The organism is Exiguobacterium sp. s132, assembly GCF_018617235.1.
Lineage (GTDB): Bacteria > Bacillota > Bacilli > Exiguobacteriales > Exiguobacteriaceae > Exiguobacterium > Exiguobacterium profundum.
Genome location: NZ_JACSJU010000003.1, coordinates 18,044 through 36,656, shown reverse-complemented (window position 1 = coordinate 36,656; position 18,613 = coordinate 18,044). Strand labels below are relative to the sequence as shown.

At 49.7% G+C, this 18,613-nt stretch carries 16 protein-coding genes; 4 read left to right on the top strand and 12 right to left on the bottom strand.

The window, feature by feature from the left end:
- Positions 1 to 10 precede the first annotated feature (10 nt).
- On the top strand, positions 11 to 784 hold the full coding sequence (locus KNO78_RS12550; protein ID WP_196431620.1) for a CHAD domain-containing protein: 774 nt from the start codon (positions 11 to 13) through the stop codon (positions 782 to 784).
- Here KNO78_RS12550 and glsA read toward each other — a convergent pair.
- Both glsA and KNO78_RS12540 read right to left on the bottom strand, forming a co-directional pair.
- Positions 781 to 1,722 (bottom strand): glutaminase A, encoded by a 942-nt coding sequence (glsA, locus tag KNO78_RS12545; protein WP_159563499.1) that lies wholly within the window; start codon positions 1,720 to 1,722, stop codon positions 781 to 783. The genes KNO78_RS12550 and glsA overlap by 4 nt on opposite strands.
- A 48-nt stretch (positions 1,723 to 1,770) precedes the next feature.
- Positions 1,771 to 1,935, bottom strand: a complete 165-nt coding sequence (locus KNO78_RS12540; protein ID WP_214691450.1) for a hypothetical protein — start codon at positions 1,933 to 1,935, stop codon at positions 1,771 to 1,773.
- Between the two features lie 115 nt (positions 1,936 to 2,050).
- Here KNO78_RS12540 and hemG point away from each other — a divergent pair, with 115 nt between their 5' ends.
- The 3 genes from hemG to KNO78_RS12525 all read left to right on the top strand — a co-directional run bounded on the left by hemG (position 2,051) and on the right by KNO78_RS12525 (position 4,868).
- Positions 2,051 to 3,415: a protoporphyrinogen oxidase gene (gene hemG, locus KNO78_RS12535; RefSeq protein WP_214691449.1), complete on the top strand. Its 1,365-nt coding sequence runs from the start codon at positions 2,051 to 2,053 to the stop codon at positions 3,413 to 3,415.
- Entirely contained in the window at positions 3,412 to 4,494 is a 1,083-nt protein-coding gene (locus tag KNO78_RS12530; RefSeq protein WP_214691448.1) for a TIGR04053 family radical SAM/SPASM domain-containing protein, read from the top strand. The genes hemG and KNO78_RS12530 overlap by 4 nt, the downstream gene beginning before the upstream one ends.
- 71 nt (positions 4,495 to 4,565) lie before the next feature.
- Positions 4,566 to 4,868 carry a hypothetical protein gene (locus tag KNO78_RS12525; protein ID WP_214691447.1) on the top strand — a complete coding sequence of 101 codons (303 nt, stop codon included), beginning with the start codon at positions 4,566 to 4,568 and terminating at the stop codon, positions 4,866 to 4,868.
- A gap of 31 nt (positions 4,869 to 4,899) precedes the next feature.
- On the opposite strand, the gene clpB is transcribed toward KNO78_RS12525, so the two are convergent.
- The 10 genes from clpB to KNO78_RS12475 all read right to left on the bottom strand — a co-directional run bounded on the left by clpB (position 4,900) and on the right by KNO78_RS12475 (position 18,550).
- Positions 4,900 to 7,491, bottom strand: a complete 2,592-nt coding sequence (gene clpB / locus KNO78_RS12520) for an ATP-dependent chaperone ClpB (protein WP_214691446.1) — start codon at positions 7,489 to 7,491, stop codon at positions 4,900 to 4,902.
- A 19-nt stretch (positions 7,492 to 7,510) separates the two neighbouring features.
- Positions 7,511 to 8,380, bottom strand: coding sequence for a DnaJ C-terminal domain-containing protein (locus KNO78_RS12515; protein WP_214691445.1), 870 nt, complete (start codon positions 8,378 to 8,380; stop codon positions 7,511 to 7,513).
- Positions 8,381 to 8,534: 154 nt separating this feature from the next.
- A complete protein-coding gene (locus KNO78_RS12510) occupies positions 8,535 to 9,707 on the bottom strand; it encodes a CamS family sex pheromone protein (protein ID WP_214691444.1) in 1,173 nt (390 codons plus the stop codon).
- A 130-nt stretch (positions 9,708 to 9,837) separates the two neighbouring features.
- The gene (locus KNO78_RS12505; RefSeq protein ID WP_214691443.1) at positions 9,838 to 11,316 is read right to left on the bottom strand and encodes an LPXTG cell wall anchor domain-containing protein; all 1,479 of its coding nucleotides are present in this window, start codon (positions 11,314 to 11,316) and stop codon (positions 9,838 to 9,840) included.
- A gap of 235 nt (positions 11,317 to 11,551) precedes the next feature.
- Positions 11,552 to 13,546: an NAD-dependent DNA ligase LigA gene (gene ligA / locus KNO78_RS12500; RefSeq protein ID WP_214691442.1), complete on the bottom strand. Its 1,995-nt coding sequence runs from the start codon at positions 13,544 to 13,546 to the stop codon at positions 11,552 to 11,554.
- A gap of 9 nt (positions 13,547 to 13,555) precedes the next feature.
- Positions 13,556 to 15,772 carry a DNA helicase PcrA gene (pcrA, locus tag KNO78_RS12495; protein ID WP_214691441.1) on the bottom strand — a complete coding sequence of 739 codons (2,217 nt, stop codon included), beginning with the start codon at positions 15,770 to 15,772 and terminating at the stop codon, positions 13,556 to 13,558.
- A 38-nt stretch (positions 15,773 to 15,810) separates the two neighbouring features.
- Positions 15,811 to 16,491 (bottom strand): heptaprenylglyceryl phosphate synthase, encoded by a 681-nt coding sequence (gene pcrB, locus KNO78_RS12490; RefSeq protein ID WP_214691440.1) that lies wholly within the window; start codon positions 16,489 to 16,491, stop codon positions 15,811 to 15,813.
- Between the two features lie 89 nt (positions 16,492 to 16,580).
- The gene (locus KNO78_RS12485; RefSeq protein ID WP_214691439.1) at positions 16,581 to 16,814 is read right to left on the bottom strand and encodes a hypothetical protein; all 234 of its coding nucleotides are present in this window, start codon (positions 16,812 to 16,814) and stop codon (positions 16,581 to 16,583) included.
- 12 nt (positions 16,815 to 16,826) lie between these two features.
- Positions 16,827 to 18,209, bottom strand: a complete 1,383-nt coding sequence (locus tag KNO78_RS12480) for a TrkH family potassium uptake protein (RefSeq protein WP_214691438.1) — start codon at positions 18,207 to 18,209, stop codon at positions 16,827 to 16,829.
- Positions 18,210 to 18,244: 35 nt separating this feature from the next.
- The gene (locus tag KNO78_RS12475) at positions 18,245 to 18,550 is read right to left on the bottom strand and encodes a YerC/YecD family TrpR-related protein (RefSeq protein WP_015880718.1); all 306 of its coding nucleotides are present in this window, start codon (positions 18,548 to 18,550) and stop codon (positions 18,245 to 18,247) included.
- Positions 18,551 to 18,613: the final 63 nt, after the last annotated feature.

Below are 18,613 nucleotides of genomic sequence, written 5' to 3'. Positions count from 1 at the left end.
ACTTATAATCATGAATCAACGGCATGCAGAAAAGCTTAAATTTGAACTGCTGGAAACGTGGAACACGTTCAATCACTATGTGACGGAAGCCCTCACCTTCAACAATTCCGAGGATATTCATCGCGCTCGCGTTCATCTACGGAAATTGATCACGTTTATGCAACTATATGAAACGAAGCCGGCGACGTTCCGACAACTCAAACAATTGATGGAGGCGCTCGGTCATGTGCGCGACCTCGACGTCCTCATCGAAACGTTTGATTCCAAAACCGAACTCGACCATGCGTTTCTTGAAGCGATGGAGACAGAACGTGCCATCGCACGGACGATCCTTTCGACCCGCGTCAGTGAAAAAATGACCCCGTCGCTCGATCAACAAGTACGTCGTTTCATCGGCGGACCGTTATTTCGTGCGTTCAAAAAAACGAACGCCTCTCCGATGTTAGAAAAGGCGAAAAGCGAGCGCAAGCAACGTGTACGCGTCTATCACGAACAATCCGATGGAAAAGAACAGCTTGAAGCACTCCATAAAGTCCGTTTAGCCGTCAAACGCGAACGTTACTTACATGAGTACTTGCTAAGCTATGAATCGGATGCTTCGATGGACACTGTCCGCACGTTAAAAAAGATGCAAACTGAACTCGGTGATATGAACGACCATGACCAACTGTTAAAGCGTTGGCGCGCCTTCACCCCTCCAGCTGAACTACAGTCTGCATACGACAGAAAAATTGAAACATTACAGCAGGAACTCGATGCATCCGTGGAGCACCTCTCGATTTAGCGCGAAGTATAGCGCTCAATCAGTAGTTCCAACAACTTCATTCCGGCAATCGAGTTCCCTTTTGAATCAAGTGCCGGGCCAAATATGCCAAACCCAACGTTATTCAAGTCCAGTTCGTGGTTCCCGACCGCCAAGATGGCACCCGATACCCCACTTTTTCCCGGAAGACCGACCCGGACAGCGAACTCACCCGATGCATCATACATGCCACACGTCGTCATGATGGCCTTGACGATTCGGACGACCCGACGTGGAATCAACTCTTCGCCCGTATCCGGGTCTTCTCCATTCCCTGCAAAGACACGCCCGATTCGCGCCAAATCAAAACAATCAATCTCGATGGCACACTGTTTCGTATACACATCAATGATCTCATCGACGTCTCCATCCACAATTCCATGATGACGCATGAAATAGAGCAGGGCACGGTTCAAGTCGGTCGTCTCGTATTCAGAGCGGGCGACTTTTTCGTCGTACGTGACCTCCTCGACCGAGCGATTTAACAACGTCGCTAAAAACTGGCGGAACTGATAGATTTTGAGTTCTGCCGTCTCCCCCAAAATCATACTCGTCACCGCTAACGCTCCGGCGTTAATCATCGGATTCAGTGGTTTTGACGGGACCGTTTCCTCGAGTTTGGCGATGGAGTTGAATGCGTCCCCCGTCGGCTCCATCCCTACTTTCGAAAAGACATAGTCCTCCCCGAACTCCATCAATACATAACAAAGTGTGAGCGCCTTCGATACGCTCTGAATCGTAAACTTGTGATGAACATCCCCCGCGTGAATATACGTACCATCCGGCAAACAAATCGCCACCCCGAGTAAATCGTTTTTCACATGTGCGAGTTCAGGGATATAGTCCGCCACTTTCCCTTGAGCCGTGTACGGACGACACTCATCAACCAAGTGGTTCAACTGTTGTTCGAGTACATTCATTCCATCACCTCATGTTCCATCAAATTTCAACCGGGTCATCTTATCATATTATCCGTCCGGTGGTCCATCATCTTTATACCAGTCCTCATCCGCCCAAATCATCGGTGGACTTTCCTCATCTCCAACCAACTTTTCTCCATGCCGATTCATGGCCAAAATAAACCCAATTATGCCCACCATCACAAGAGTCGCAACGATGAGGAAGGAAGCCATTCCATCGTCCCCTTTCGAATTCGTGACAAATTTGTCTAGAAGTCCGTGACACTTATCCTATATCTCCGTCAACATTCTCGGTACCGTTAAGACGACAACAATTTTAGAGAAATGGGTGAATCAATTGAATCGAATCGCGATTATCGGAGGTGGCATCACCGGACTTGCCGCAGCCTATTATGCCAAAAAAGCCGGAGCTCATGTCACATTGATTGAGGCGCAGGACCGTCTCGGTGGAAAAATTAAGACCATTTATCGGGATGGTTTTACGTTAGAGACTGGACCCGACGGTTATATGGCACGAAAGCCGACCTTGACATCACTTATTACAAGTCTAGGTCTCGCAGATCAACTCGTCCGCTCCAGAACCGGGACTTCTTACATTTACGTACGGAAGCAACTGAGACAGATGCCGGCCGGATCGGTCATGGGCATCCCGACCAAGTTTTGGCCGATGGTCAAAACGGATCTCTTTACTTGGAGAGGAAAACTTCGCGCCGGATTCGATCTCGTGATTCCACGCGTGTATGCAGGAGAGGATATCTCGCTCGACCGTTTCTTTCGGACGAGACTTGGCTCCGAAGTAGTTGATACAATGATCGAACCGCTTCTGTCAGGGATTTACAACGGGACACTCGATGACATGAGCATCGAGTCTACTTTCCCTCAGTTTATCACGATTGAACAAAAAACTCGCAGTCTGATTCTCGGAATGAAAGCACTCACTCCTCCCGTCCAAGCTGGTGTAAAGCCGTCCGAGACTGGTAAGTTCCTGTCAATTGAGCAAGGACTCGGAGCACTCGTCGAGGCGCTCCGTCCGTCGATTGATCGACTCATGTTAAAGACGGTCGTTCAATCCGTTCGACCTCATGAAGTCACATTTGCCGATGGGACGATCGAACAGTTTGATGGCATCATTATGGCCACATCGCCGCATGCACTCGGACCTTTGCTCGGATTCCCGGAAGCCGAACGTTTGTCATCGTTAAAACGTACCTCTTCGATGACCGTACTCGCCGCCTTCGACGAGTCAGAAGTGGATGCGTTAGATGGAACCGGCTACGTCATCGCCAAATCGGAAGGAAACGCTTTGACCGCTTGTAGCTGGATGCATAAAAAATGGCCACACCTAGCACCTAAAGGAAAAGCATTGCTCCGCATGTATATCAGTTCAGAACATGTCCCGTCCCTGCTCCATGAAGAGGATGATCTAATCGCAAACTTCGCTTTAGGCGAACTTCGACGCATTCAAAAAGTCGGGACTCCCCTCTTCACGAAAGTCGAGCGACACATTCAAACGATGCCACAGTATGAGGTCGGTCATAAACAGGACGTCCGCGCGTTCGAAGAAGCACTTTTGAAGTGGGACGGCGTCGAAGCGTGTGGCGCCATTCTCCATGGGGTCGGATTACCTGACTGCGTCGATTCCGCCAAACGGGCGGTCGATCACTTACATCTTCGACAGGCGGTGACGGTATGAAACGTATCGACTATAATGAGAACCCGTTCATCGTCATTTGGGAAGTCACACGGGCCTGTGCGCTCTCCTGCGTCCACTGCCGGGCAGAGGCACAATTTCATCGTTACGAAAACGAACTCGACACGGAAGAAGGGAAAGCATTGATTCGCGAGATTCATGCGATGGATAACCCGATTCTCGTCTTTACGGGCGGTGATCCTCTCATGCGTGAAGATTTATTTGAATTGACCGCATATGCTTCCTCCCTTGGGATGCGCGTCTCCATGACACCTTCAGCTACACCTCGTGTAACTCACGATGCCGTGAAACGGGCAAAAGCAGCTGGTTTGTCACGTTGGGCCTTCTCTATTGACGGACCGGACGCCGTGACGCATGACTACTTCCGCGGTACACGCGGCAGCTTCGACCGTACCATTCGAGGAATCTCATATTTCAGAGAAGAAGGGATGTCATTTCAAATCAATACGACGGTGACCGAATACAATGTCGATCGATTACCGGAAATGGCGAGACTCGTAGAATCCCTCGGTGTATCCGTCTGGACGCTCTTTTTCCTCGTGCCGACCGGACGCGGATCCCTGTTACAACCCATTACACCAGAGCGACATGAGGAAGTATTGAAATGGGCGTTCTCCATACAAGAGACGGCACCCTTCATCATCTCGACGACGGAAGCCCAATTTTATCGGAGAGTCGCCCGCCAAGAAAATCAGCGACGCCGGGCAGCAGGACTCCCTCCAATCGGACATCCACATGACGATTTGGCGAAAGCTCCTCGTGGGACGAATGACGGCAACGGATTCGTCTTTATCTCACATACAGGGGACGTACAGCCGTCCGGATTTTTACCGATCACCTGCGGAAACGTCCGAACGACACCTCTCGCCGATATTTATCGCCATCATCCGACATTCAAGGCACTACGTGATCCGGATAGTCATCACGGAAAGTGTGGGTACTGTGAGTATCGTTATCTATGTGGTGGTTCGCGTGCTAGAGCCTATGCGGTCACTGGCGATTTCAAAGAATCAGAACCGTACTGTATCTATCAACCAGAACGTCCTCTCGTTTCACAATAACGATTCCCATTTATTTCCTCTCCGTGTAAGATTGGATTATATGAATCTGATGGTGAAAAGAGGGTGTGTCCGTGCAGACTTTACCGATTGACGGATTGTTCTATATTGGGTTAGGTACAATTTTCATTGTTACGGCTTTACTTGGGTTCGGAATCAAGCAATTGACGAAACAAGGCATGGCGGGATTTTTTGTTCTCCTCGCAACGAGTCTTGGCTTTTTCTTTTGGCTACTGCTCTGGTTCCAAGAAGCGACCCGTGCCAGCTTCATGGGAACAATTCCATGGGTATTCAACTCATTTTTTGGGACGGTACTCTACCTCATTTTTATTGGGATCAGTTATTTGATTTTGAGCAGAGAACGTCGGCATACATAAAAGAGGAATCCGATTTTGGATTCCTCTTTCTTTATGCATTGACTGTCGATGGGCGTAATGTCAACGCCCCGTTCTCGACATCGATGATGACCGTTTGCCCATCCTCGACGTCTCCAGCGAGGATGCTACGGGCAAGTTTCGTCTCAATCGTCCGTTGTACATATCGGTTGATCGGTCGCGCACCAAATTGAGGTTCATATGCTTCGTCAGCAACGAACGTTTTGGCTGCATCGGTGATGTCGATATGAATCGAGCGTGTCGTGAGCCGTTCACTCATCCGTCCGACCGCTTTCTCGACAATCTGACCGATTTGATCTTTCGTGAGCGGATGGAACAGAATCGTTTCATCGACCCGGTTCAAGAATTCAGGACGGAAATGACGACGGAGTTTGTCGAGCACTTGACGCTCTTCGTCCTCATCAATCACGCCATCTTTCGCCGCTTCGAGCAAGATGTCCGCCCCAATGTTCGACGTCATAATGACAATCGTATTTTTGAAGTCGACGATGCGCCCGTGCGAATCGGTCAATCGACCATCATCGAGCAATTGTAGCAAGATATTGAAGACGTCCGGATGCGCTTTCTCGACCTCATCGAGTAAGAGAACCGAGTACGGGTTACGGCGAACCGCTTCCGTCAACTGTCCACCTTCTTCGTAACCGATATAGCCAGGAGGGGCACCGACGAGACGCGATACGGCATGTTTCTCCATATATTCACTCATATCCAGCCGAACGATATGGTCTTCTGAATCAAACATCGCTTCCGCGAGTGCTTTCCCGAGTTCTGTCTTCCCGACCCCCGTCGGTCCGAGGAAAAGGAATGAACCAATCGGACGGTTTGGGTCTTTGATGCCAGCACGTGCTCGAATGACTGCATCGCTGACAAGACGAATCGCATCATCTTGTCCGAACACACGTTTATGCAAAACCGCTTCTAGATTGAGAAGCTTATCACGCTCTCCTTCTGTCAGTTTCGTCACCGGGATCCCCGTCCATTTCGAGACGACCTCGGCGATTTCTTCTTCCGTCACTTCTTCACGCACGAGCTCACGCGTCACCGAACTCGCCAACTGTTCCGCTTCTTCTAGTTCCCGCTCAAGTTCCGGGATTCGTCCATATTTCAGTTCCGAGGCCCGGTTCAAATCATAGCGACTCTCTGCCTCTTGTAACTCGAGACGTACTTTCTCAAGGTCTCCACGGATTTGTTGTACGCGGTGCGTCGACTCCTTCTCATTCTCCCAACGGAGACGTAACGAATCAGACTGTTCACGGATAGAAGCCAATTCCTGTTGGAGCGCCTCAAGTCGCTTCATGGAAACGGCATCGCTCTCTTTTTTAAGAGCCGCCTCTTCGATTTCAAGCTGCATGACCCGACGGACCAATTCATCAAGCTCAGCTGGCATCGACTCCATCTCTGTTCGAATCATCGCACACGACTCGTCGACGAGATCAATCGCCTTGTCCGGCATGAAGCGGTCCGTGATATAGCGATTGGATAGCACAGCCGCCGCGACGAGCGCGTTGTCATGGATGCGTACCCCGTGGTGAATCTCAAAGCGTTCTTTTAAACCGCGCAAGATGGAAACCGTATCCTCGACATCCGGTTCAGCGACAAGTACTTGTTGGAAACGCCGCTCAAGGGCCGGGTCCTTCTCGATATATTGGCGATACTCGTCGAGCGTCGTCGCACCGATACAATGCAGTTCGCCTCGGGCGAGCATCGGTTTCAACATGTTACCGGCGTCCATCGACCCCTCAGACTTTCCTGCACCGACAATCGTGTGAAGTTCATCGATGAAGAGGATGATGGTGCCTTCCGCTTCTTTCACTTCGGACAAGACGGCCTGTAGACGTTCCTCGAACTCTCCGCGATATTTCGCACCGGCAACGAGGGAGCTCATATCGAGGCTGAAGATGGTTTTGTCTTTCAAACTTTCCGGTACATCTCCACGAACGATGCGCTGGGCGAGCCCTTCGACAATCGCTGTCTTCCCGACCCCTGGTTCTCCGATGAGGACAGGGTTATTTTTTGTTTTTCGACTTAGGATTCGAATGACACGACGAATCTCACTGTCACGTCCGATGACAGGATCGATTTTACCTGTCTTCACTTCTTGAATGAGGTCGCGTCCGTATTTCGTCAAGACATCATAAGTCGCTTCAGGCGACTTCGATGTGATGCGACGGTTCCCACGCACAGCGACAAGCGCCTCACGGAGTCGTTCTTCGGTGACACCTTTCCGTTCGAGCATCGTCTGTGCCTGACTGCTGTTCAACAAAATACCGAGTAGAATATGTTCGACCGATACGTACTCATCATTCATCCCCGTCGCTTCTCGTTCCGCAGTCGTCAAGACGCTTAAGAGAGAGGCTGAAATCATCGGTGTCGTCGGGTTTTGGAGTTTCGGCGCATGTTTCAGAGAAAGCGCGACTTCTCCTTCAATCTCTGACACGTTGATCTCCATTTTTTGAAACAGCAACGGCGCAATCCCGTCCGTCTGTGAAATCATTGAGGCCAATACATGCCACTCATTGATTTCGCTATGATGATACTGTTTCGCTAACGCTTGTGAACTGACAATGCATTCATGTGCTTTATCGGTGAAACGATTAAAGTCCATCACGATTCCTCCTTATCCATTAACGTTCGATTTTTTCATATACAGCCCGGTACGTCTCATCAAGCGGCAGGTCGACTTCAAGCTGCACGAACAAGTCCGACCGTACTTTCGAACCGGTCATGACACCTCGGCCCGGAATACGCATCCGTTGTCCCGGACGGCTTCCCGGTTTCACTTTCAACTTCACGCGTCCCCCGTCGAGTGTCGCAATGATGACGCTCGTCCCGTCTAAAAACTCAAGCGGTCGCAAACGTTTCACTGTCACGATATGCTCTCCTTCGCGACGATACGTATCGTCATCGGCAAAGTGAAGTTCGACATATACATCACCTCGGTTTCCCGATTGTCCGACCCGGCTTCCCTTTCCTTTCAAGCGCAACTTCTGACCTTCATAAGCACCTTGTGGAATTTTGACGTTCACGGTACCCGTTTGAAGACGCAGACTCACTTTCGACTCTTTCGTCAATTGACTAAGCGGGATGTTGACACGAACGGTCTCATCCAAGTCTTCGTCGACCGCTTGGTCAAAGAAGCTTCCGAACATATCTTCAAACCCGAACGTCCGCGAAGTCGTACGTGACCCCCCGCCGAATTGTCGGAAGAGATCCTCGAATTGAGATGAGCCTTCCCCGTAAGCTTCCCCACCGCCTCCGAACCCTTGTCCGAATGACGGTCCATCTGGGCTACCATATCGATCATAGTTCGCCTTCTTCTCCGGGTCGCTCAACACGTCGAACGCCTCTTGAATCGATTTGAAGCGATCCTGTGCCCCAGGATCTTTATTGACGTCCGGATGGTATTGTTTCGCCAGTTTCCGGTATGCGCGTTTAATCTCCTGCTCGGTCGCTCCTTTGGAAACACCAAGCTCATCGTAATAGTTTTTAGCCATATGGATTCACCTCACCTATCCCTTTCCCGTTTCTGTTAACTCTATTCTACTCATTTGGTCAAATAAGGTCAAAGATTATCCTTTCACTTTTCACTTTCACTTTTCATACGAAAAAAAGAAGAGATTCGTTTCAAAAAAACGAACCTCTCCTCCTTTAGAAGTATACTTTCGGACTATCCATTCCGTCCTCGAACACAATGGTCACTTCAGGGTCTCCACCGAGGGATGTCACGTTAATTCGAACCGGAACGTTCCGATTATATTCCCAACGGTTTTCAAGCAAGCCGACAACGTGTTGTGTGAATCCGACGAGCTCAGCGCGACTGTAAAACTGAATCGGGATATCAATCTCCATTCTCGATAAATCTCCATTCTGATAAAAACCTTTCCCGATCATCCCGCTATAGTCCGGGAAAAGGTCTGCGATCCGATCGCTGAAGAGCGTAAACTTCTGAGCGTCCTCGCGTACGTCAGACGTCGCTGATGTCGACGGGAAGTAGTAGTACTTCTCATCGATCGCTTTCCAGTCGTCCGATTTGACCTGATCCGCCGTCCCAACGAAAGCCGATTTGATATAGTTCCCCGGTGTCGGTGAACCTTGTGTCGATTTCATATAGAGCGCGACATTGATATCGAGATCCTTGAAGTCTTCCCGCTTCCGTAATTGGGAGACGAGCTCGTTCGCCATACGTTCCCCTTCTGCGATCACTTTCTTTTGATCGAGTTTGACGGTGTACGTTGGACCATAGTTCGGTGCTTGGAAGACATACTCACGGTTCAATATGAGTGCAAACGATACGCCTCCAACCTTATACCCGCTGTCCTCTTTCGTCATGTAGTTCTGTTCGACAATGGAAGCTAAATAAAGTGGTGATTTCTTGTTTGCGTCGACAAACTTGTCGTCTTCGACTTCTGCCTTGCCATCCGCATATGCCGGGTTCAAGGGTGTCAATCCTTCATTACTTTTATCTTTCCGTGCAAGTAAACGGGACACATCCTCCGCATTCAACAGCTGTCCCTCTTGATAAGCGAACTTTTCCGGGTCGAACGCGTCCGTTGAATGACGCATGAGACCGAGTTCGACTTCTTCGAGTTCTAACGATGAACTGACTTGACGTTGGGCGAGACCTCTCGCCGCCGCCGGTTTGAACGGAATGACCATCTGGTAATAAGAGTCACGGGCTTCGATCGCTTGTGTGACGCCTTCGGCCGCTGTTTCGTCCCCTGTTGGTGTCGCTTCTTCTTCACCCATCGGTATTTTCATTGAACATCCGCTCAACAATAGCGCAGAGGCGATTGTCGGGATGACGAGTTGTTTCCATTTCATCTATGTCTAGCTCCTTTGAACATCGTTTCCTATTTCACTTTGTCCATTATAACAAAATCGTTCCACGAAAAAAGTATCGAAGCGGAATCAGAACAAATCCCTTCTCGAATGAACGAGAAGGGATGTCGATTTATGGTTTCGTTGACGGGTGGTTGCGACGAATCAACAGTAGGAGTCCTGACGCGAAGAGAAGTGTACCGAGCATGACGTGCCACAAATCATCCGCTTCGCCTGTCATCGGAAGTACGCCTTGTGCGTACGAATCGGCTTCATCGATGTGCTCGACTCGTTTCGCTCCACTCTCTTTGACAACGACTGTCACGGCAGGTGGTGTGGTTTTCACCTCTGTCTTCTGTTTGTTAGCGTCTTGTTTCGGCTCTTCTTTTACCGGAACAGGTTGCTTCACTGCTACCGGTACGTCGACAGAGTGAGTAACCGCAATCCCTTCATCCACCTCAAAGGTGAATGTGGCACGTTGAATCAATTCAGCCCCGGCTCTCATATCATAAGATGTGAGGAGCGGAAGCTCAAACGAGAACGTCACTTCTTCTTCCGGACCGAGACCGTCTCTGAAGGCAGGAATCGCTTCGACTAGCTCTGCGAATCGTTGATTTGCCAGGTGTTGTTCTTCTTTTGTCAAGGCACCGCTTGGCCATGTAAGAACTGCTTTCGCTAAAAACAGGGTGACTCTCGAAGGATTGGTTATCGTATACGTATAACGAACGGGCTCTCCCGGTTGAACGGTCGCTTTCTCAACCGTTGCATTCACGGTGAAGTCTGGTGTTTGCAAAAGGATAATTTGTTGACTTTCTGACGTGACAACCCGGTCGAATTCATCCACTCCGGTCACCCGAAAGACACTGCCGATCTCAGGATGAGCGTCGAACGAATATCCGATCTGAATCGCTAAAACTTCTGTCACTTCCACCCGTTCCCCCGGCAAGAGACCGTCTTCTCCTATTAATTCATGCAAACGATCAAATACGTGTTGATTGAACGATTCGATTGATTGATGATCGATGTCTCCGCTCACATACTCATGAGAGAATTCTGTCACCGTCATCGGCGTGTCTCCTGTGTTTTCTACAATGAACGTATACGATATTTCGCCTCCGACAACGGCTCGGTCGACTGCGGCGATGTTGATTGCTTCAACGGCGAGCTTCGGTAACGTCGGTTCAGTCGTCGGCTCTTCGACGACTGGTTCTGGTTCAACCGGTGGCGTCACCTCTTCTGATGGGTCTGGTTCTGTGACTACAGGCGGTTCCTCCACTTCGACAGGATAGGCTTCCGTGACAGTGTGTGGAGAAAACGTATACGGTACACCTTCCGCATCATAGAGCGTGATGAGGTCAATCAACGAGTCGTCTACTACTTCCGCATCAATCATAAATCGCCAAACGTCAGCTGATTCACGGACCCCGTAATACGTGATTCCTTCATAGACAAGACTTGATTCATATAATGTTTCGCTTTCCTCATCTGTCAAATTCACTTGGATATACCGGAACGTGGTCGTGTCCGCTTTGGCGGTGGGCACCCCAAATAAGGTTGAAAGGAGCATGAGGATGGTAAATACGGCAACGAAGCGCTGGATGTTGTGTGTCATGATGTTGGTCCCTCCTCTAAGGTGAAAACAAGCGCTCGAATCGCAATCGTTCCGATGACGACGTTCACCACGTAGAGGAATGAGAGGAATGTGTGTGTGAAAGTCATGGTGTCAAAGGGTTCTCTCGCAAAAATATATTAGCATTTTGATTTAGTTAATCTATACCCCTCACACGCTTGTGCGAACCTGCTCAATCCCAATTATTTCCGAAAAAAACGTTCGCCGAAGCGAACGTTTATGCTTGTTCCTTTAAAAAGTCGAGCAGCTTGGCTTCATCCCATACTTCGATTCCGAGAGATTCGGCTTTCGCCAGCTTCGAACCTGCCTTTTCACCGGCGACGAGCAAGTCTGTGTTTTTACTCACGCTCCCTGTCACACTCGCGCCGAGGAGTTCAAGCTGCTTCCCAGCCTCGCCACGTGTCATCTCATGCAATTTCCCCGTCAATACGACTGTCTTCCCAGAGAGCGGTGCCCCTTCAGTCGTTGGACGCTTCATTCCTTTGAATGATAAGTTCACACCTGATTCCGCCAATTCTTTGACGAGTTCACGTGCTTCTGGTTTTTCGAAATAGAGGACAATCGATTCGGCCATCTTCGTCCCGATGCCATCGATGGATGTCAACTCTTCAACTGTCGCAGCGATGATCGCATCCATCGTCTCGAACCGTTCTGCAATTAAAGAAGCGGCCTTTTGTCCGACGAGTCGAATCCCGAGGGCGAAGAGCACCCGTTCCAATGAATTTTGCTTCGATTGTTCGATTGCTGAGAGCAAGTTCGTCACTGACGTCTCGCCCATGCGCTCGAGTCCAAGTAAATCATCTCGGTCCAAGCGATACAGGTCGGCCACATTATGGACGAGCCCTGCTTCGTGAAGCTGCGTGATCACTTTCTCGCCGAGCCCGTCGATGTTCATCGCTTGTCTCGACACGAAATGGATGAGTCCTTCAAGCAGTTGAGCCGGACATTCCGGATTGACGCAACGATGATCCGCCTCTCCTTCGAGTCGAATCAACTCCGACCCACACGCCGGACAATGCGTTGGGAATTCAATCACCCGCTCTTCCCCACTCCGTTCACTCGCCAATGCCGATACGACGGCCGGAATGACGTCTCCTGCTTTTTTGATGACGACTCGGTCACCGATATGAAGGTCTTTTTCTTTTATAAAATCTTCATTGTGAAGCGTCGCATACGTCACGGTCGAACCTGCCACAGAAACCGGAGCAAATCGCGCCCGTGGTGTGACCTTCCCTGTACGTCCGACACTGAAATCGACGTCCTCAATCGTCGTCACAACTTCTTCTGCCGGGAACTTGTACGCGACGGCCCAGCGGGGACTTTTAGCGGTGAAACCAAGTTGTTCCTGTTCTTCATACCCGGCCACTTTGATGACGATCCCATCAATTTCATATGGGAGGTCACTCCGTTTCGTCACGTATGTCTCAATGTAATCCCACAGTTCATCCGCTGTCTGGCATGTTGTATAATCTCCGCTCACAGCGACACCGAGTCGTTTCAAATAATCGAGTGACTCGTCATGTGACGCGACAAGATCGTCTTGCGACACCAAACCGTATGCGAAGAACGCCAAGTTTCTCGACGCCGCAATTTTTGAGTCAAGTTGTCGAAGTGAACCGGCAGCTGCGTTTCTCGGATTTGCGAAAAGTGGCTCACCGACACGTTCTCGTTCATCATTCAATTGTTCGAACGAACGTTTCGGCATGTATGCCTCACCACGCACTTCAAACGTCACGTCCTCATTTAATCGAAGGGGAATGGAACGAATCGTCTTCAAGTTTTGCGTGATGTCCTCACCCGTCGTCCCGTCCCCGCGCGTCGCACCACGAAGGAGACGACCATTCTCATATTTTAACGAAACGGCGAGTCCATCAAATTTGAGTTCCGCCACGAATGTCGGTGTGTAACCGAGATCTTTCTCGATTCGCTCCACCCATTCCACAAGTTCCTCTTTCGAGAAGACGTTTCCAAGCGAGAGCATCGGTGTGTCATGTGTCACTTTGACGAATGCGTCGAGCGGCGCTCCTCCGACGCGTTGCGTCGGGGAGTCCGGTGTTCGAAGTTCTGGATAATCGGTCTCGATTTGAATCAATTCGTTCATCAATCGATCATACTCCGAATCCGGCACGCTCGGACGATCGAGCGCGTAATACTCGTATCCGTATTGATTTAACGTTTGACGTAGCTCTTCTACGCGTTCTGCCATCTCCATATCCTCACCTCACGCTTTTTCGATAGGGGCAAACTTAGCCAACAGGCGCTTGATACCGACTTCTGGGAATGCGATGTCGACTTCGAGTTGGTCGCCTTCACCACGTGTCTGCACGACCGTCCCTTGTCCCCATTTCTTATGATTTGCTTTGTCGCCGACGTTCCACCCGACTGTTTCGGCACCGGACGATTGGGCGAGTTTCGGCTTCGGTTTCGAACTAAAGCCATTCACCGGTAACTTCCCTGGTGACTCGACCGGATTCCATGGCATTGGTTTTCTCGCCTTACCGGACCGCTCCAACAACGTTTCCGGCAACTCATGCAAGAATCTCGACTCCGGGTTGTTTTGGAAGCGACCATATAGCATCCGTGACTGGGCACGCGTCAAATAGAGACGCTTCTCGGCACGGGTGATTCCGACATACGCGAGACGACGTTCTTCTTCCATCTCTTCCTCGTCGTTCAAGGCACGGCTGTGCGGGAAAAGTCCTTCTTCCATTCCAATCAAGAAGACGACCGGGAATTCAAGTCCCTTCGCCGAGTGCAACGTCATCAACGTGACTTGATGCGACTCATCGACTTCATCGAGTGAATCGAGGTCTGAGACGAGCGTCAAATCGGTAAGGAAGGCGACGAGCGTCTGTTCATCGCTCTCTTTCTCAAAGTTTTGGGCGACTGACAGAAACTCTTGCAAGTTCTCGAGTCGGCTTTCCGCTTCAAGAGTCTTCTCGATTTTGAGCATCTCTTCATATCCTGTCTTTTTCAATACCTCTTCGACGAGTTCTGAAATGGAGAGGTAGTCCGCCATCTGCCGTAAATCCAGCATCATTTGGCGGAATTCCGCGAGTTTCGTCGCAGTGCGTGGGGCGATGCCTGACAATTCGATGTCACGAATCGCATCCATAAGTGAGACGCCTTGCATATCTGCAAAGTCACCTAGTTTATCAATCGTCGCGGCACCGATTCCGCGTTTCGGCTCATTGACGACGCGAACGAACGAGATGTCCTCATCCGGGTTGGCAATCAATCGCAAGTATGCGAGGACGTCCTTGATCTCTTTTCGCTCATAGAACTTCGTCCCGCCGACCATTTTGTATGGGATGTTCGACTTGAGGAGCATCTCCTCGAGTCCACGTGATTGAGCGTTCGTCCGATAAAGGACCGCCATCTGTCCGTAGTCCATCCCTTCCATCTTCAGCTCTTTCATCTGATTCATGATGAAGAACGCTTCGTCGCGATCGTCCGATGCGACATGGAGCAACAGTTTCTCTCCTTCGTCATTTTCAGTCCACAAGTTCTTATCTTTACGGGAAGCGTTGTTTTGGATGACACCGTTCGCCGCCTCCAAAATCCGTTTCGTCGAACGATAGTTTTGTTCGAGCAAGATGACATGTGCGCTCGGATAATCTTTCTCGAACGTCAAGATGTTGGCGATGTCGGCACCGCGCCAACGATAAATGGACTGATCCGAGTCCCCCACGACACACAAATTCTCGTGTGCCTGCGCGAGAAGTTTGACGAGTGTATATTGGGCACGGTTCGTATCCTGATACTCATCGACATGGATGTACTTAAATTTTTTCTGATAGAACGCCAACACATCCGGCGCTTCTTGGAATAAGTGAATCGTCTTCATAATCAAATCGTCAAAGTCGAGAACATTATTTTGTTTCAACTTTTTCTCATACGCTGTGTAGACGTCCGAGATGATTCGCTCGTACGGATTGTTCCCAACGAGGGCAGCCGCATCTTTCGCCGTACGCAGCTCATTTTTATGATTTGAAATCATCCCGAGAAGGGTACGCGGTTCGTACTTCTTCGGGTCGAGGTTCAATTCTTTCAACACCTGTTTGATCGCTGTCAATTGATCTGAGGCATCTAAAATAGAAAAGCTCCGGTCATACCGGATGCGATCGATATCACGTCGTAAAATCCGGACGCACATGGAGTGGAATGTAGAAATCCAAATGTCCTCGGCGACACCACCCACAAGACGCGCAATCCGATCTTTCATTTCTCGTGCTGCCTTATTCGTGAACGTGATCGCTAAAATGTTCCACGGTGCCACTTGCTTCGCCGCCATCAAATAGGCGACACGATGGGTCAAGACACGAGTCTTCCCAGACCCTGCACCCGCCATAATCAACAGCGGGCCATCCGTATGCTTCACCGCTTCTGCTTGTTCCGGGTTCATCCCTTTGACTAATTCTTCGCTAAGATTATACATAATTGTTTCCTTCCTTGTTCCAAACGTTTGTTCTTATTTTATCGGAGTGCTCGTACAGTCGCAAGTGCTCCAGCTAAGTCTTCATAAATGATATTGCCGACAACAATCGTGTCGACATGTGCACCCATTAATCGTGCCGTCTCTTCTCCCTCGATGCCACCACCGTAAAAGAGATGTGCATCAGGTAACGCCAAACGAATCTCTTTGACGACATCAGGATTCCCGAGTCGTCCACTATATTCGATATAGAGCGAGGGAAGACGGAACAAGTGATGTCCAACTTCCGCGTATGCCACGGACTCTTCGATCGTCAAATCGCATCGTGCTTCCGTCACGTCAGCGACTTTCGCGTCCGGGTTCAAGACGAGATACCCTTGAGCCGTTACAAGACGGTCATCAAAGAAATGGCCGTATCGTTCAAACGCACGAGCATGATGTCCAATGATCCATTCCGGAGTTCCCGCATTCAGCACGGTGGGCACGAAGTAATGATTGAATCCGTGGATGACTTGACTAGGATGACTAATCTCAAGTGCGATTGGAATCCCGGCATCTCGGACTCTAGCATATAGCGCAAATGTATTCTCTGCATCAACCCCATCCGTTCCTCCAATCAAAAAGGCGTCGGTCCCAGAATGGATGAGGGCCTCGAGCGCCTCATCTGTGAGTTCCTTATTCGGATCTAGTTTAAACACATGTCGCCACGTCTGAAATTCCAACTCATTCCCTCCTATCGAATCCTTCTCTAGTGTATCGATTTTTTTCCTCCCGTGCATCTCCCCAACAAAAAAAGACTTGCCGAAGCAAGTCACGAACGTACCGTACGATTCCGTTCCCGATCCGTCAACCATTTCGCAACAAGCAAGGCGAATAGACCGTAAACGGGGACGAACCAGAGCGGATTCGCTAAAAAGAATCCGAGCACCGGTATGTCAAGGAGCGGCGAGTCCGGTGAACAGAGCGCCGTTCCATTGACGATGGCGATAAACGGAAGAACCGGAACAATAAAGACGTATCCGAAGTTGATCCAAAATGCTTTCATATGACAATCTCCTTATCCTAAGATGATTGATTCTTTCGGATAGTTATACATCCGCTTCGGTTGTCTCCGTTGCAGGATGAGAATGAAGGCGATGACGCCGATCCGACCGATGAACATGAGAATCGTCAACACCCATTTTCCAACGTTACTAAATTCGGAGGACAATCCGACGGATAGGCCCGTCGTCCCGAACGCAGAACACGCCTCGAATAAGATTCGTGTCAACGAAGCATCCTCAAAATAAGCCATGACCATGACACCTGATAGTAACACGGCAAGCGAGACCGTAATGATAACGAACGCTTTCCAAATATCTTCAAGGACGATTTCACGACCGAAAATTTTGATGGACGAGTCCCCGCGAATGAAGGCGATGACAGCGAGAACGGCTACAGCAAACGTTGTCGTCCGAATCCCCCCACCGACAGACGATGGAGACGCCCCGATGAACATAAGGATGGACAGAAGCAACATGCTCGCTTCAGAGAACAAATTGACATCTACCGTCGATAGACCACCATTTCGTGTCGTCACGGATTGGAACAACGAATCCGAAAGTGCCAACCAAAGCGGCAAGTCTTTAAAGGCATTGTTGTATTCAAAGATGAACAAGCCGACCGTACCGACGGCAATCAAAATAAAGAAGGTCGAAACCGTCAATTTCGTGAACAAAGAGAATCGACTTGGGAACGTATGACGTTTTCGAGTGATTCGGCTCACCAAGTACGTTCGAATTTCTACAAGCACTGGGAATCCGATGGCACCACCGGTCATGAGCGCGATTTGTGTAAAGATGACGAACGGGTCCTCACGGAATGGTGCGAGCGAACTTCCCGTAATGTCAAACCCGGCATTCGTCGTCGCACTGACCGACCCGAACAATCCTTGCAAGAAGGCTTCTCCGGCGGTATCAAAATAACTTAAGTAATGGACCCCGAGCAAGACGGCACCGACCGCTTCAATGGCGATTACGGTGATGACGATTTCCGTGATGTATTTGACGATACCAGACATCGACGTCTGGTTTTGGTCGCGTAAAATCAGTTGTCTTTCCCTAAACCCAATTCGTTTCCCAAGTAAGATCCACATGATGACGTGCAAACTGATCAATCCGACACCGCTCACTTGGACGATGAACAGGATGATAAATAAGCCGAACGTGGAGAAAGTATCGGTGACTACAATCGGTGTCAGACCGGTGACACTGACACAGCTCACCGCAAAGAAGACAAGATCGGTAAATGTGATCGTCACTCCGGGCTTGTGGGCGATTGGTAAGGCGAGAAGCAAAACTGATAAAATCGCTGCCGCACTATAAATTAATACGAGTGTTTGAACCGGTGTTAAATTTCGAAAGAACAATTGTAAGTTCTGTTTCATGAATTTCTGTTGCATCTCGCCCCTCCCCTCCATCAAAAACAAGATGACTCTTACGAGTCACCTTTTGTTTGTTGTAGACGTTCAAGAGCGAGATCGTATCCGCCTGTCCCATAGTTCAAGCATCGCTTCACACGTGAAATCGTGGCCGTTGAGGCGCCTGTCGCATCCTCAATTTTATGATACGTGTTTCCTTCACGAATTTGCCGCGCCACTTCAAGTCGTTGCGCAAGTGCTTGAATTTCATTAACAGTCGCTAAATCTTCGAATAATTGATAACAGTCTTCGAGTGTCTCGAGCTTCAAAATCGCTTCAAACAATTGATCAAGCTCTCGACCTCGTAATTTATCGAGTTGCATCCGCAAGCATCCTCTCTACTCATACTTCTTTATCATTCTAAAGCAGGGGCGCCTTGGACTCAA